16 protein-coding genes are annotated in these 15151 nt (G+C 69.7%); 9 read left to right on the plus strand and 7 right to left on the minus strand.

Annotated features, from left to right (window positions below; translation table 11 throughout):
- Positions 1 to 19: 19 nt before the first annotated feature.
- The 8 genes from ACQ66R_RS20215 (at position 20) to ACQ66R_RS20250 (ending at position 6580) form a co-directional block, all read left to right on the plus strand.
- A complete protein-coding gene (locus ACQ66R_RS20215) occupies positions 20 to 1201 on the plus strand; it encodes a hypothetical protein (RefSeq protein ID WP_430424916.1) in 1182 nt (393 codons plus the stop codon).
- Between the two features lie 97 nt (positions 1202 to 1298).
- On the plus strand, positions 1299 to 2309 hold the full coding sequence (locus ACQ66R_RS20220) for a glutathione S-transferase N-terminal domain-containing protein (RefSeq protein WP_430424918.1): 1011 nt from the start codon (positions 1299 to 1301) through the stop codon (positions 2307 to 2309).
- Positions 2310 to 2318: 9 nt separating this feature from the next.
- Complete coding sequence (locus ACQ66R_RS20225) at positions 2319 to 3122, plus strand: TIGR00730 family Rossman fold protein (protein WP_430424920.1); 804 nt, start codon at positions 2319 to 2321, stop codon at positions 3120 to 3122.
- Between the two features lie 64 nt (positions 3123 to 3186).
- Complete coding sequence (gene rutA / locus ACQ66R_RS20230) at positions 3187 to 4263, plus strand: pyrimidine utilization protein A (RefSeq protein ID WP_430424922.1); 1077 nt, start codon at positions 3187 to 3189, stop codon at positions 4261 to 4263.
- Positions 4250 to 4972, plus strand: coding sequence for a pyrimidine utilization protein B (gene rutB / locus ACQ66R_RS20235; protein ID WP_430424924.1), 723 nt, complete (start codon positions 4250 to 4252; stop codon positions 4970 to 4972). The genes rutA and rutB overlap by 14 nt, the downstream gene beginning before the upstream one ends.
- Before the next feature lie 12 nt (positions 4973 to 4984).
- Positions 4985 to 5374, plus strand: a complete 390-nt coding sequence (gene rutC, locus ACQ66R_RS20240; RefSeq protein WP_430424926.1) for a pyrimidine utilization protein C — start codon at positions 4985 to 4987, stop codon at positions 5372 to 5374.
- Positions 5375 to 5968, plus strand: a complete 594-nt coding sequence (locus tag ACQ66R_RS20245) for a nitroreductase family protein (RefSeq protein ID WP_430424928.1) — start codon at positions 5375 to 5377, stop codon at positions 5966 to 5968.
- Between the two features lie 69 nt (positions 5969 to 6037).
- On the plus strand, positions 6038 to 6580 hold the full coding sequence (locus ACQ66R_RS20250) for a Pycsar system effector family protein (RefSeq protein WP_430424930.1): 543 nt from the start codon (positions 6038 to 6040) through the stop codon (positions 6578 to 6580).
- On the opposite strand, the gene ACQ66R_RS20255 is transcribed toward ACQ66R_RS20250, so the two are convergent.
- On the minus strand, positions 6581 to 6991 hold the full coding sequence (locus ACQ66R_RS20255) for a cupin domain-containing protein (RefSeq protein ID WP_430424932.1): 411 nt from the start codon (positions 6989 to 6991) through the stop codon (positions 6581 to 6583).
- A 79-nt stretch (positions 6992 to 7070) separates the two neighbouring features.
- Between ACQ66R_RS20255 and ACQ66R_RS20260 the strand changes: the two genes are divergently transcribed.
- The gene (locus tag ACQ66R_RS20260; RefSeq protein ID WP_430424934.1) at positions 7071 to 8537 is read left to right on the plus strand and encodes an adenosine deaminase family protein; all 1467 of its coding nucleotides are present in this window, start codon (positions 7071 to 7073) and stop codon (positions 8535 to 8537) included.
- A gap of 37 nt (positions 8538 to 8574) precedes the next feature.
- Here the strand turns inward: ACQ66R_RS20260 and ACQ66R_RS20265 are convergent, their stop codons facing one another.
- The 6 genes from ACQ66R_RS20265 to xdhC all read right to left on the minus strand — a co-directional run bounded on the left by ACQ66R_RS20265 (position 8575) and on the right by xdhC (position 15058).
- A complete protein-coding gene (locus tag ACQ66R_RS20265) occupies positions 8575 to 9903 on the minus strand; it encodes an NCS2 family permease (protein ID WP_430424936.1) in 1329 nt (442 codons plus the stop codon).
- Positions 9900 to 10928, minus strand: a complete 1029-nt coding sequence (locus ACQ66R_RS20270) for a purine nucleoside permease (RefSeq protein WP_430424938.1) — start codon at positions 10926 to 10928, stop codon at positions 9900 to 9902. The genes ACQ66R_RS20265 and ACQ66R_RS20270 overlap by 4 nt, the downstream gene beginning before the upstream one ends.
- A gap of 200 nt (positions 10929 to 11128) precedes the next feature.
- Positions 11129 to 12439, minus strand: coding sequence for a guanine deaminase (gene guaD / locus ACQ66R_RS20275; protein WP_430424940.1), 1311 nt, complete (start codon positions 12437 to 12439; stop codon positions 11129 to 11131).
- A complete protein-coding gene (locus ACQ66R_RS20280; RefSeq protein ID WP_430424942.1) occupies positions 12436 to 12924 on the minus strand; it encodes an ureidoglycolate lyase in 489 nt (162 codons plus the stop codon). Before ACQ66R_RS20280 ends, guaD begins: the two co-directional genes overlap by 4 nt.
- Positions 12921 to 14111, minus strand: coding sequence for a urate hydroxylase PuuD (locus tag ACQ66R_RS20285; RefSeq protein ID WP_430424943.1), 1191 nt, complete (start codon positions 14109 to 14111; stop codon positions 12921 to 12923). The genes ACQ66R_RS20280 and ACQ66R_RS20285 overlap by 4 nt, the downstream gene beginning before the upstream one ends.
- Entirely contained in the window at positions 14108 to 15058 is a 951-nt protein-coding gene (gene xdhC, locus ACQ66R_RS20290; RefSeq protein ID WP_430424945.1) for a xanthine dehydrogenase accessory protein XdhC, read from the minus strand. The genes ACQ66R_RS20285 and xdhC overlap by 4 nt, the downstream gene beginning before the upstream one ends.
- Positions 15059 to 15151: the final 93 nt, after the last annotated feature.

Consider the following 15151-nt stretch of genomic DNA (forward strand, 5'->3'; position numbering starts at 1 on the left):
TCTCACGGCAGGACCCGCCATGGCCGCAGGGCCGAACGCCGAGACCGAGGCCAGGCGTATCCTGGAGCGCTATCACGCGTTCGGCGACAAGGCCTCGGGAGGGCCGGGCGACGAGGCTTCGGGCGCCTGGCTGGAGGGGGAACTCAAGGCGCTGGGCTACGCCGTGAAGCGTCAGCCGTTCGAGGCGCCTGCCTATGTGGGCGAGGCGACCTTGGCGACGGGCGCAAGCAAGGTCGCCGTCATCCCTCAGGCCATCGTGACGCCCACGCCGGCGGGCGGCGTCACCGGCCCGCTGCACGGGGGCGACCGGGACGGGGGCATCGCCCTGATCGTGCTGCCCTACGCCCGCTGGTCGACGGCGCTGTCGATCGAACAGCGGCTCAAGACCGTGAAGGGCGACGCGGTCGTGCTGGTGACCACGGGGCCCACCAGCGAGGCGGTCGCCCTGAATGCGCCGGCGGACCGCAAGCTGTTTGACCGGCCGGTGGCGGTGCTGGCGCCGAAGGAGGCTGCGCCCTTCGTGGCGGCCGCCGCCAAGGGCGAGACGGCGACGCTCGACATGTCGGGCCGTTCGTTCCGCCGGCCGGCCTACAACGTGACCGCCACCTTGGACCGGGGGGCGGGCCGCTGGCTGGTCCTGTCGACGCCGCGGTCGGGCTGGTTCGGATGCGTGGGTGAGCGGGGCTCGGGCCTGGCGGTCTGGCTGATGCTGACGGCCTGGGCGGCGAAGACAAAGCTGCCGGCCAACGTCGCCCTCGTGGCCACCAGCGGGCACGAGTACGAGTATCAGGGCGGCGAGCTCTACATCCACGGCTGGGCGCCGAAGCCCAAGGACACCGCGCTCTGGGTCCACCTGGGCGCCAACGTGGCCACGCGCGACTGGCACGAGCGCGGCGCGCTGCTGTCACCCCTGCCCAGCGCCGATCCCCAGCGGTTCCTGCTGGGGGCGCCCAAGCTGGTCCCCGCGTTGAAGGCGGCGTTCGCCGGCCTGCCCGGCCTGGAGACTCCGTATCCGGCCGATCCCAAGCTCGCTGCGGGCGAATTGGGTAGCATCCTGGCCGCCGGCTACGATCCGGCGATGGGCATCTTCGGCTCGCACCGGTATCACCACACCCAGAGCGACGACCTGCGCTGCGTGTCGCCGGCCCTGGTTCCTCCGGTGGTCGACGCCTTCGCGAAAGTGATCGCCGCCGCCCTGTAGAGCCTGCTGTGCAGGCTCCACATAATGCTTGAGCGCGTCTCGGACCGGAAAACGGGTTCCCACTTTTCCGCGACGCGCTCAGAGGGAGGAAGCTGCCGTGACCTATCGCGTCCTGGGCGGGCTGGGCTCGCCGTACTCGATGAAGATGCGCGCGATCCTGCGCTATCGGCGGCTGCCGTTTCACTGGATCCAGGTGACACCGGAGAACGACGCCGAGCGGGCGATGGTGAAGCCGGCGGTGATCCCGGTGGTCCAGTATCCCGAGGGCGACTACCGCAACGACTCCACGCCGATGATCTTCGACCTCGAGGCGCGCCACGAGGGCCGGGGCATCGTGCCCCCGGATCCGGGCGACGCCTTCCTGGCCTACCTGCTCGAGGACATGGCCGACGAGTTCGGCACCAAGCTGATGTTCCACTACCGCTGGGACGCCGAGCGCGACCAGATCCGCATGAGCGAGTGGCTGGCCTACGACCGGGGTGTCGCCGGGTACGACGGCATCAAGAAATTCGCCGACTTCTTCCGCGACCGTCAGGTGGGGCGCATGCCGATCGTGGGCTGCACCAAGGAGAACGCGCCGGTCATCGAGGACGCCATGCGCCGGCTCTGCGCGATCTTCGAGGCGCATGTGCTGGAGCGGCCCTACTTCTTCGGCTCGCGTCCCTCGCTGGCCGAGTTCGGCTGGTACGGCCAGTTCACCCAGCTGGCCAACGACCCGACGCCGGCCGAGCTGATGCGCGAGATCGCGCCGTTCACCTATCGCTGGCTCATGCACCTGGACGACGCCTCGGGGATCGAGGGCGAGTGGCGCGCGCCCGGCGAGCCGCTGGCGCCCGCCGTGCAGCAGCTGCTGGCCTTCGCGGGCGAGGTCTACATGCCGTTCCTGCTGGCCAACGACGCGGCGCTGCGGGCGGGGGAGGAGACCTTCACCGTCGAGCTGCTGGGCCGGCCCTATTCGCAGGGGACGTTCAAGTACCAGGCGAAGTGCCTGGAGAACCTGCGCCGCGCCTACGCCGACCTGCCGGCCGAGGCCAGCGCGCGGGTGACGCCGATGCTGGAGCAGGCCGGCGCGCTCTCAGCGCTGACGCGGAGCGCCCAACCGGCCTAAAAGGGTGGGATGAGCGAAACACACCACCCGAGCGCCCCGCAGGCCGCGTCACCCACCTACCGCCTGGCTTCCACGGATCAGGACTTCATCATGGGCCCCTCCATGCGCGGGGTCCGGTTCATGCTGGAGTTCGCCAAGGTCGACGAGGCGCTGCGCAACTGGAGCGTCAAGTCGACCATCGTGGTGTTCGGCAGCGCCCGGATCCGCGAGGAGGGGCCCGAGCCGCACCCGCGCTGGTACGCCGCCGCCCGGAAGTTCGCCGCAATCGCCTCGAAGGAAGGCGGGGCGCACCTGTCGGCGAAGGGCGAGCGCTACAACGTGATCTGCACCGGCGGCGGCCCCGGGATCATGGAGGCCGCGAACCGCGGGGCCACCGACGTCGGCGCACCGTCCATCGGCCTCAACATCACCCTGCCGCACGAGCAGTTCCCGAACAGCTATTCGACGCCCGAACTGACCTTCCGCTTTCACTATTTCGCCATGCGCAAGATGCACTTCGCCATGCGGGCCAGCGCGCTGGTGGTGTTTCCGGGCGGCTTCGGGACCCTGGACGAGCTGTTCGAGATCCTGACGCTACGCCAGACCGACAAGTCCCCGGCGATGCCGATCGTGCTGTTCGACGAGGCCTACTGGCGCTCGATCGTCAATCTCGAGTCGCTGATCGAGCACGGGATGATCGCGCGCGAGGACCTGGGCCTCTTCCGCTTCGCCGAAACGCCCGAGCAGGTCTGGGAATGCCTCTTGGCGGGCGGTCTGCGCCCGTATGAAGACCTGCCCGAGCCGCCGCCGGCCGACGCGACGCCCTCCTGGTAAGGCGGGCTTGCACAGCTGCGCGCAGCGGCGCCAACTGGATGGCCGTGCAGGAGGGGCAGGGCACATGGACATCGGCGTCTTCATCCCGATCGGCAACAACGGCTGGCTCATCTCCGAGACCTCGCCGCAGTACATGCCGACGTTCGAGCTGAACAAGGCGGTGGTGCAGCGGGCCGAGCACTACGGCTTCGACTTCGCGCTCTCGATGATCAAGCTGCGGGGGTTTGGCGGGAAGACGCAGTTCTGGGAGCACAACCTCGAGAGCTTCACGCTGATGGCGGGGCTGGCGGCGGTGACGAGCCGGATCAAGATCTTCGCGACCGCGGCGACGCTGACCATGCCCGCGCCGATCGTGGCGCGGATGGCGTCCACCATCGACTCGATCGCGCCGGGCCGGTTCGGCATCAACCTGATCACCGGCTGGCAGAAGGCCGAGTACGACCAGATGGGCCTGTGGCCGGGCGAGAGCCACTACAAGGACCGCTACAACTACCTCGCCGAGTACGCGACGGTGCTGAAGGAGCTGATGGAGACCGGGGTCTCGGACTTCAAGGGCCAGTACCAGCAGATGCACGACTGCCGCGTCTCGCCCAAGCCGACGCCGGGCGTGAAGATCATCTGCGCCGGCTCGTCGGACGAGGGCCTGGCCTTCACCGCGACCTATGCCGATTATTCGTTCGCCCTGGGCAAGGGGACCAACACGCCCACGGCCTTCGCGCCGGTCAACCAGCGGCTGGAGGCGGCGGCGGCCAAGACCGGTCGCGACGTGGCCAGCTATATCCTCTTCATGATCATCGCCGACGAGACCGATGAGGCGGCCATGGCCAAATGGCAGCTGTATCGCGACGGGGCCGACCAGGACGCCCTGGCCTGGCTGACCAACCAGGCGGCGCCGAACGCGCAGGGCGGGACGTCCAACACGAATACCACCCAACTCGCGGCCCCCGAGTCGGCGGTGAACCTGAACATGGGCACGCTGGTGGGCAGCTATGACAGCGTGGCGCGGATGCTGGACGAGGTCGCCGAGGTGCCAGGCACGGCCGGCGTGCTGCTGGTGTTCGACGACTTCCAGAAAGGCGTCGAGGCCTTCGGGGCGAAGATCCAGCCCAAGATGAAGAGCCGGACGCATGTCGGAGCCTAGGCCCACCGTCCCCATTCCCGGCGCGGTGACGCTGCCGGCGCGGCCCGAGAACCTGCCGATCGACCCGAAGGCCACCGCGCTGCTCGTGGTCGACATGCAGAATGCCTACGCCTCGCCCGGCGGCTATCTGGACCTCGCGGGCTTCGACATCGAGGGCGCGGCCCGCGTGATCGAGAAGATCGCCGTGCTGGTCGAGACGGCGCGCCAGTCGGGCGTGACGGTGGTGTTCTTCCGCAACGGCTGGGATCCCGACTACGTCGAGGCCGGCGGGCCGGGGTCGCCCAACTGGTGGAAGTCGAACGCGCTGAAGACCATGCGCGACAACCCCGACCTGCAGGGCAAGCTGCTGGCCAAGGGCACGTGGGACTATGCCCTGGTCGACCGCCTGCAGCCCCAGCCCGGCGATATCGTCATCGAGAAGCCGCGCTACTCGGCCTTCTACAACACCGCGCTGGACTCGGTGCTGCGGGCGCGCGGCATCCGGAACCTGGCCTTCTGTGGCATCGCCACGAACGTCTGCGTCGAGAGCACGCTGCGCGACGGCTATCACCGCGAGTTCTTCGGCGTGCTGATCGAGGACGCCACTCACCAGGCGGGGCCGCCCTTTCTGCAGGAGGCCACGGTCTACAACGTCGAGAAGTTCTTCGGCTGGGTGTCGAACACCGCCGACTTCTGCGGGGCGGTGAGCCAGGCTCCGCCCGAATCCTGAGAGAGGTAGAATATGCCCAAGACCGTCATCACCCCGCCGGGGACGCAGACGCCGATCGCGCCCTTCTCGCCCGGCACGCTGGCCGACGGCGTGGTCTATGTTTCGGGCACGCTGGCCTTCGACAAGGACAACAACGTCGCCCACGTCGGCGATGCGGCGGCCCAGACCCGCCAGGTGCTGGAGACGATCAAGTCCGTCATTGAGACCGCCGGCGGCACGATGGACGACGTCACGATGAACCACATTTTCCTGAAGGACTGGGCCGACTACGCGGCCATCAACAAGGTCTACGCCGAGTACTTCCCCGGCGAGAAGCCGGCGCGGTTCTGCATTCAGTGCGGACTTGTGCGCCCGGACTTTCTGGTGGAGATCGCCACCATCGCCCATATCGGAAAGCCCTAGATGACCACGACCGGCCGCACCGCCCACCATAGCGTAGACCCGCTGTTCCTGGAGCGCTGGTCGCCGCGCGCCTTCACCGGCGAGGCGATGCCGCAGGATGTGCTGAACACCCTGTTCGAGGCCGCGGGCTGGGCGCCCTCGGCGTTCAACGGCCAGCCGTGGCGGTTCGTCTACGCGCACCGCGAGACGCCGCAGTGGGAGCCGCTGTTCGACGCGCTGGTCCCCTTCAATCAGATGTGGGTGAAGAACGCCTCGGTGCTGATCTATGTGCTGTCGGACCGCTTCCGTCGGCCGGAGGGCGCTCAGCCGTCGGCCAATCCGTGGCATGCGTTCGATACCGGCGCGGCCTGGGGCCTGCTGGCGCTGCAGGCGCAGATGCTGGGCTGGGCGACCCATGGGATGGCCGGGTTCGACCGGGACAAGGCGTTCGCGGCCGTCGGCGCCGATCCGGAGCAGTTCAACGTCGAGGCCGCCGTCGCGGTCGGCAAGCTGGCCGATCCTTCGGTGCTGGACGAGCCGTACCGTTCGCGCGAGGTTCCCAGCGGGCGCAATCCGGTATCGAGTTACGCGTTCGAGGGACGGCTGAAGGCCTGACGACAAGGCTGCGGCCATTTTTGAGTTCGGGAACCGCCCTGTGGAGGGGCGGACTCGGGGGGAGTTGAGATGAGTGGTGATCCCGCGCGGGGCGGATTCCATCCGGATTCCGTCCATCTGCTACGGACGACGATGCAGGCGCAGTACCAGCTGAGCCAGATGGCCGATCAGAAGGCCAACATGGTGCTCGGCGCGAGCTTCGTGATCTTCACGGTGAGCATCAGCCTGGGCAACACGGGTGCGCGCCCGCTGCCGCTGATGATCCTTGGGGCGGCCGCGTTCGCGGCGGCCTGCCTGGCCGTGCTGGCGGTATTGCCCTCGGTCAAGGTTCCGCCCCGGCCCGATGGCCCGGCCAACATCCTGTTCTTCGGCTCGTTCACCCAGGTGTCGGAAGACGAGTTCATCGATCGGCTGATGACGGTGGCCAAGGACCCTCGCCAGAGCTTCGAGGCGTTCGCCCACGACATCTACCAGAACGGCCGGGTGCTCGCGTTCAAGAAGTACCGCTTCCTGGGGTTCGCCTACCGCATCCTGCTGGGCGGGCTGATCGGCGCGCTGGTGGCGTTCCTGGCGCCCTATGCGCTGCGGCTGAGCGGCGTCGCCAACATCTAGCTACGGCTCCCATCCCGGCGGGGCCAGCTCGAAGCCCTCGAAGCGGAAGCCGGGGCTTACGATGCACGCCACGAGGGTCCAGCCGCGGTCGGCCTGGGCGGCCTGCCACTCGTCCTTGCGGACCACGTGCTGCGGCGCCTGTCCGGGGTCGGGCCCCAGGCGGGTCTCGGTAACGTCCGGGCCCTGCGCCGTGCGCAGCTTCAGCGGCGATCCCGCCTGGAAGATCCAGATCTCCTCGGCGTCGACTCGGTGCCAGTGCGATCGCTGGCCTTCCTCGAGCAGGAACAGGATCGATGTCGCCGCCGCGCGGCCGTCCGGCAGCGCCGCGTCCGAGCGCCAGGTCTCGCGATACCATCCCCCCTCGGGGTGGGGCTGCAGCTTCAGGCGCTGGATCAGATCGGCGGCGTCCATGGTCCGGAAGAAACGCCAACACGGCGGTTTGCGCCAGTGCCGGCTTGACCGCGCGGCCAAGCTCGGGCCGCTTTAGGCCATGCGAAGAATCTCCCTTTCCCTGGCCGCCGCCCTCGCGGTGGCGACACCCGCTTTGGCGGGCCCCGACCTGGCCAGGATGTCGCCAGCCGAACTCGCCGCCACGCTCAAGGCCTTTCCCAAGGGCGGCGAACTGCACAACCACCTGAGTGGGGGCACGCCGCCGGAGCTGATCCTGGAGTGGGCGATCGAGGACAAGGCGTGCATCGACCCCGTTGAGCTGGCGATCCGCCTGAGCTGCGCGGGGGAGGGCCTGCGGCCGGCCTCGGACATCCGGACCAGCGAAGCGCTACGTTCGGCGATGATCGACAGCCTGACCACGCGCCATCCGGGCTTCCGCGACCGCTCGGGGCACGACCAGTTCTTTACCGCCTTCAGCCGCCGCAGCGTCTCGCCCAAGCGCCAGGGCGATGCGCTGGCCGAGGTCATGGAAGGGCTGGCCCGGCAGAACACCTTCTACGCCGAGCAGATGGTCACGCCGCAGTTCCTGGCGTCGCGCTCGCTGGGCGCCCAGGTGGGCTGGAAGGGCGACCCGGCGGCGACCCGTAAGGCGTTGGCCGAAGCCGGCATCGAGAAGCTGGTCCCGGCGGTGATCGCCGACACTGACGCGCTCGAAAAGCGCGCCCGCGAGGTGATGAAGTGCGGGACGCCGCAGGCCAGCGCCGGGTGCCAGGTGACCGTCCGCTTCCTGTTCCAGGCCATGCGTGAGGGCCCGCCCGAGCAGACCATGGCCCAGCTGCAGCTGGGCGTCGCGGTGGTCGCCGCCGACAAGCGCTGGGTGGGGCTGCAGCTGGTGGCGCCGGAGGATGGCTATGACGCCACCCGCTACTACGACGTCCACATGCGCATCGTAGCCGAGCTGACCGACCAGGGGCGCAAGGTCCCCGTGGCGCTGCACGCGGGCGAGGTGACCCTGAAGCTGGTTTCGCCGAAGTCGGTGAGCCACCGCGTCACCGACGCCGTCCGCATCGCCGGCGCGCGGCGGATCGGCCACGGGACGGCGCTGCCGCTCGAGGTGGACGCCGTGGCGGTGGCGCGCGAGATGGCGGCCAAGGGCGTGCTGATCGAGACCAACCTAGTCTCGAACTCGGTGATCCTGGAGGTGCCGCCCGAGGAGCACCCCTACGCCTGGTTCCGGAAGATGGGTGTGCCCGCCGCGCTCTCTACCGACGACAGCGGAATCAGCCGCCATGAGCTGTGGGGCGACTATGCGTTCGCGGTGAAGAACGGTGCGACCTACGACGACCTGAAGACCGCCGCGCGCAACGGCATCGCCTACAGCTTCCTGGCGGGCGAGGGGCTGTGGGCCGATCCGAACGTCTACCGCAAGCCGGTGGCGGCCTGCGCGGGGCAGGTGGGGAACGCCGAGCCCAAGGGCGCCTGCGCCGACCTCGTGGCCCGGAGCGACAAGGCGCGCGAGCAGTGGCGGCACGAGCGGCTGCTGAAGGCGTTCGAGGCGGCGAACTGAAGTTCCTCCCCCATCGCGATGGGGGAGGAACTAGGGCCTACCCCTCGACCGCCATGTAGACGAACCGGGCCACGAAGAGGGCCGCCAGGGCGAGGAGCAGCCAGTCGGCCTTGGCGATGCGGCGGCTGGCGAGCTTGAGCACGGCATAGGCGATGACGCCGAAGGCGAGGCCGTTGGCGATCGAGAACGTCAGCGGGATGGTGATCAGGGTCAGGAAGGCCGGGATGGCGACGACCGGATCGTCCCAGTCGATCTCGGTCAGCGGCGCCATCATCATCCCGCCCACCAGGATCAGGGCGGGCGCCGTGGCGGCGGCCGGGATCACCTGGGCCCAGGGCGCGACGAACAGGGTGGCCAGAAAGAAGAGGCCGGTGATCACGGCGGTGAGCCCCGTACGCCCGCCCGCCGAGACACCCGAGGCGCTCTCGATATAGCTGACGACGGTCGAGGTCCCGGCCAGCGAGCCCACGACGGTGGCGCCGGCGTCGGCGAAGAGGATCCGGTTGAGGCGCGGGATCGTCCCGTCGGGCCGCATGAGCCCTGCCTTCTTCGAGACCGCGACCAGGGTGCCGACGTTGTCGAACAGGTCGACGAACAGGAAGACGAACAGGATCTCCAGCAGGGCCAGCCCGAAGCCGTGGCCGCCGATGCCCAGCGCCGCGGGGATGTCGAGCTGCAGCGCCGTGCCGGTCATTTCCTCCAGGCTGTAGGGCTGGGGCTTCCACTCGGCGAGGCCCAGCCCCCAGCCCAGGACAGCGGTGGCCACGATGCCGATGAAGATCGCGCCGCGCACTTTCAGAACCATCAGGATCGATAGGATCGCCAGGCCCAGCAGCGCGAGCAGGGTGGTCGAGGCGTGGACGTCGCCCAGGCTGACCAGGGTGGCCGGATTGGCGACCACGAGGCCCGCGCCGCGCAGGCCAATGAAGGCGATGAAGATGCCGATGCCCGCCGCGATGGCTGAGAACAACGCCCGGGGTATCGCGCTGACGATCAGCTGACGTACGCCCACCAGCGTCAGCACGAAGAACAGCACGCCCGAAACGAAGACCAGGCCCAGCGCCGTCTGCCAGGGCACGCCCATGGCGCCCACGACGGTGAAGGCGAAGTAGGCGTTCAGCCCCATGCCGGGCGCGAGCGCGATCGGGTAGTTGGCCAGGAAGCCCATCAGCAGGCAGCCGATCCCGGCCGCCAGGCAGGTGGCCGCGGCGACGCCCGCCAGCGGCATGCCGGTGGTCGACAGGATCGCCGGGTTCACCAGCACGATGTAGGCCATGGTGAGGAAGGTGGTGGCGCCGGCCAGCACCTCGGTCTGAACCGTGGTTCCGCGGTCGCGCAGCTGGAAGGTCTTCTCGAGGAAACTCATTTGGCGGCGCCTTGCGGGAGGGTGTCGGCGTAGGTTGACCAGCCCGCGAGCAGGGCCTTCACGACCGGCGCGCCGACCCGGTAGGCAGCCTCGACGCCGGCCTCCAGGCCGCCGTCGGCGAAGGCGATCTTGTTGGGCTTTCCGGCGCCGGGGCGCGAGTAGTTGCTGGCGGTGCGCAGGATCAGGGCGCGGCGCGGATCGACCCGCTTGGAGCTCGCGAACAGCGCCAGGGTGTCGAGGACGGCCTGGTCCTCGCCATCGGTCATCGCCAGCACGCCCTGGCCGTCGGTCTGCACCCGGACCCAGTCGCGGGCCCAGCGGGTGCGCAGCTCGCCATGCCAGAAGCGGACCGTCCCCAGGCTGGCGCCCACGAACACATGCGGCGGCTTCTGGGCGGCCGGCTCCTCCGGATAGCCGGCGCGGTCGGCGGCCAGCTTGGGGCTGTCGGGCAGATCGACGCCGCGGGTCAGCTCGTAGGCCCAGCGGGTCAGGCCGGGGTCGAGCCGCCAGGCCATGCCGCTGGCGCCGGCGTGTTCGCCCTTCTCGCCGGGGCCGTTGGCGTTGGCGCCATACAGACCCCAAGGCCATCCGGCGATGATCTCGCGGTCGTCTATCTCGTACAGCGGGTCGCCATCGACGACCCAGTCGGACCAGGCGGCGCTGCCGATCGAGCCCGCCTTCGGGTCGACTCCGGCGATGCCGGCCATCAGCCAGTAGGCTTTCGACAGGTCGAAGCGCGGGTCGACGATCAGGGCTGCCAGCGAGGTCCGGGCGCGGCCGAACATGCCGGTGTTGATCACCAGGACGCCGTCCTTCGTGATCCGGGCCGCCCGTTCGACGCCGGGGATCGCGACGGTCTCGGTGGCGGGCAGACGTTCGATCCAGAGCTGGAGCTCGCCGGCCATGTCGCCGGTGTCCTTGCCGATCTCGAAGGCCGTGACGACGACGACCTTGATGGGGATCGGCCTGGCCAGCGCCACAGCAGGCGCCAGCAGGGCGGCGATGATGACGATCAGACGCAGCACGCGATTCCCCCGAGGCCTCGCCGCATAGTCGGCGGCGCGGGGGCGGTGGCAAGCCTTAGGTGCGCGCCTCGCGGAGTTGTCTGTTTCCTCCTCACCCGTAGGGGGAGGGGGGCCATGCGCAGCATGGGGGAGGGGGTGTGCCGGGAGCGCCGAGCGTGGGGGTGTTCCCCCTCCACCAGCCTTCGGCCGGTCCCCCTCCCCTACGGGTGAGGATGAGCGGGATGCCGGGCGTGTGCGAGCTGGCCCATCAGATAGGTGCGTTCCACCGCGCGGTCGTCTGCCAGGATCGCGAGCACGAACAGGGTCTCGGCCAGCGTGCGGGTCGCGGCCGTGCGGCGGGCCAGCAATGGGGTTGCGGCGAGGTCGAGGACGACGAAGTCCGCCTCCTTGCCGGGCGCGAGGTTGCCCACGCGGTCGTCGATGTGCAGCGCTCGTGCGCCGGCCAGGGTGCCCAGATAGAAGGCGTGCAGTGGGTCCAGGTTGTCGCCCTGGAGCTGACCCACCTTGTAGGCCTCGCCCATCATCTGCAGCAGCGAGAATGAGCCGCCGGCGCCCACGTCGGTGCCCAGCGCGGCGCCGACCCCGCTGGCGCAGGCCCGCTTCAGGGAGAACAGACCGCTGCCCAGCAGCAGGTTGGACGACGGACAGAAGGCCACCGAGGCGCCGGCCTTGGCGAGCCGTTGGAATGCGCCGTCGTCGCAGTGGACGCAGTGGGCGAAGACCGAGCGCGGGGCGACCAGGCCGTGGCGCTCGTAGACGGCCAGATAGTCGCGGTCGCGCGGGAAGAGGCGGGCGACCTCGGCCATCTCGCCGGTGTTCTCCGACATGTGGGTGTGGAGGAGGACGTCAGGGTGGGCGGCCAGAACCTCGCCGGCCATGGCCAGCTGGGCGTCTGACGATGTGACCGCGAACCGGGGCGTGACCGCATAGCCCAGGCGACCGCGGCCCCGCCACGCGCGGATCAGCGCCTCGGTGTCGGCGCGGCCGGTCTCGACCGTGTCGGTGAGGCCGTCGGGGGCGTTCACGTCCATCAGCACCTTGCCGGCGATCAGGCGCATGTTGCGCGCCAGCGCGGCCTCGAACAGCGCGTCGGCCGACGCCTTGTGGACGGTGCAGAAGGCGAGCGCGCTGGTCGTGCCGTTGGCCAGCAGCTGGTCGAGGAACACCTGCGCCACCGCGTCGGCATGGGCGCGGTCGGCGAAGGCCTGCTCGGTGGGGAAGGTGTGGGTGTGGAGCCAGTCCAGCAGCTGGGCGCCCCAGGCGGCCATGACGTCCACCTGCGGGTAGTGGACGTGGGCGTCGATGAAGCCCGGCGTGATCAGGCGGCCGGGCAGCTCGGTGACCGGGGTATCGCCAAGGGTAGGCGCGAGGTCGGCGTAGGCGCCGAAGGCTGCGACGTGGCCGTCCTCGACGATCAGCAGGCCGTCGGGGTGGTGCTCGACGGCGTCGGGCGACCGCGAGGGATCGTCCAGCGCGTGGAGCAGCGCGGCGCGATAGGCTTGGCGGGTCATAGGTTGACCGCGATCCAGTCGGCCTCGGCCAGCTCGATCTCGTCCAGGTTTTCGCCCGGGCCTTCGCGGTCGACCACCAGGAAGTCGCTCTCGGCCTCAAGGGCCAGGAGGAAGTGGTGCCATGTCCCCTTGGCGTAGTTCACGCCCTGGTGGGCCCCGGCGCGGAAGACGCGCACCCTGGCGGCGTCGAAGTCGCCGGGCGGCGCCACGGCCACCAGGAAGGGCCGGCCCTGCAGCGGCATGAAGGCCTGGCTGCCCAGCGGGTGTCGCTCGAAGATCTTCAGCACCGGCGGGGTCAGGGGCTTGGAGCGGAAGAGGCTGATGATCGCCTGGCCGTCGCCCACCGCCACGTCGGTCAGGGCGTTGAAGCGCGTGGTCCAGCCGTAGTTGATCGGGATGACCTCGGCATGGTCGGACGCCTCGATCACGTCGCCGAACGGGGCGAAGGCGTCGGCCGTGAGGGGTTCGGGGACGATGGCCCTCACGACCCCACCTTCCCGCCGGCCTTGATCCAGGCGCCGAGCTGGGCGCGTTCCAGGTCGGTCATGCCGGTCTCGTTGCCCTGGGGCATCGACTGGGTCGCGACGGCGCGGGCGTAAATCTTGTCGAGGTGCTTGGCGAGGCCCGCATCGGTGTCGAAGGCCGCGCCGTTTGGGGCCACCGGCACGCCGCGGTGCGTGGGGTGAGCGGCGTGGCAGGCGATGCAGTGCTTGTCGACGATGGCGCGGACAACGGCGTAGCTCGGGACCTCCTCGACGGTCGGCGGCTTGGGCCGCGCGGCCACGTTCAGCACCGCCACGGTCACGAAGGCCAGCGCGCCGGCCGCCAGCACCTGCGGCTCGAAGCGCCCGGCGTTCTTGAGGTTGAAGAAGTGGCGGATCGTCCAGCCGGCGATCCCCAGTCCCGCCACCCAGAGCCAGTTGAGCGGGGCAGCGAAGATCATCGGGTAGTGGTTGCTGATCATGATGAACAGCACCGGGAGCGTCATGTAGTTGTTGTGGACGGACCGCTGCTTGGCCTGCTTGCCCAGCGCGGGATCGGGCGTCTGGCCCGCCAGCACCTGCGCCACCACCTTCCGCTGGTTGGGGATGATGATCATGAAGACGTTGGCCGCCATGACCGTGCCGATGATGGCGCCCACGTGCATGAAGGCGCCGAGGTCGGCGAAGACGCGGGTCAGGCCATAGGCGGCGGCCACGAGAACGGCGAACCACACGGCGCTGAAAAGCTTGAGGTTCTGTCCGATCGGCGAGCGGCAGAGGCCGTCGTAGACCAGCCAGCCGGCGACCAGCGTCCCGAGGCCGAGGCCGACAGCCTGCCAGGTCGCGAGATCGGCCTTGGTCTTGTCGATGAGGTTGAGGTCGGCGCCGACGTAGAAGATCAGGCTGAGCAGCAGAAAGCCCGAGATCCAGGTGGTGTAGGCCTCCCATTTGAACCAGTGCAGCTCCTCGGGCATGTCGGCCGGGGCCACCATGAACTTCATCTGCCGGTAGAAGCCGCCGGAGTGGACGCTCCAAAGCTCGCCCGCGATGCCGTCCGGCGCGCCGGGCGGCCTCTTAAGGTGGCTGTCCAACCACATGAAATAGAACGACGATCCGATCCAGGCGATGCCGGCCACCAAGTGCAGCCAGCGGATCGCCAGGTTCGCCCAGGCCTCGAGGTCGGCGATCAAGCGGAGACCTCTTCGGTCAGTTTCAGCAGCTGGGCGGCCAGCGCCACGGCAATGACCGCCGGCTCCTTGCCCTTCAGCTCGGCGAGGCCGATGGGGCAGGTCAGGCGGGCGAGGTCGGCGTCGCCGAGACCGTCGTCGCGCAGGCGGTGCTCGAACCGCGCGCGCTTCGTCCGCGAGCCGATCAGGCCGACGTAGGCGAGCTCCGGACGCGCCAGCGCGGCGCGGGTAAGGCGGTAGTCCAGGTCATGGCTGTGGGTGAAGATGGCGACCAGCGTGCCGGCCGGCGCCGCCTCGACGGCCTCCTCCAGCTCATCCTCGGACAGGATGGTCGCCCGCGTGCCGCCCGCCTCCGGCCGCAGGTCCTCGCGGCTGGCCAGCCAGTCGAGGTGGAAGGGCAGCGGCGCGAAGGCGCGCGCCACGGCCTGGCCCACATGACCGGCGCCGAAGATCACCAGGCGGGGCAGGGCGGGGCGGATGGTTTCGGACAAGCGGCGGACCTCCGACAGCGGCGTGCGTGGGCCGTCCGAGCCGTGCGGCCCCGGCCCCCCGACAACTCGGCGCATGCGGCCCGCTTCGAACTTCGCGGTCAAGGCAAAGGCGGTGCGCGCCGTGGCGGCAGGCTCCAGCCAGTCGAGGCTTTCGGCGTCGATGCGCTCGACCAGCAAACGGACGTGACCGCCGCAGCACTGACCCAGCAGCGGGCCCAGCGGATAGTCCTGCAGGGCGTGGCGGCGGTCGGCCTGGCTCAGCAGCTTGCGCGCCTGGTCCAGACCCTGCCGCTCCAGCGAGCCGCCGCCGATGGTGCCGGTGAAGCGGTCGGGCCAGACCAGCATGCGGGCGCCCGTCTCGCGCGGCGTGGAGCCCTGGGCGCCGACGACGGTGACCATGGCCAGCGCCTCGCCGCGGCGAGCGGAGGCGAGGGCGTCTTGGATCCAGATCGTCGTCATGGCGCTCTCCTCCTCCGTAGGGGGAGGGGGACCATGCGCAGCATGGTGGAGGGGGTACGCCTCAAGCTCGGAGTCCGGGATCGCTCCCCCTCC

Origin of the sequence: Phenylobacterium sp., from assembly GCF_965284355.1 — a bacterium.
In the GTDB taxonomy this organism is placed as follows: Bacteria; Pseudomonadota; Alphaproteobacteria; order Caulobacterales; family Caulobacteraceae; genus Phenylobacterium.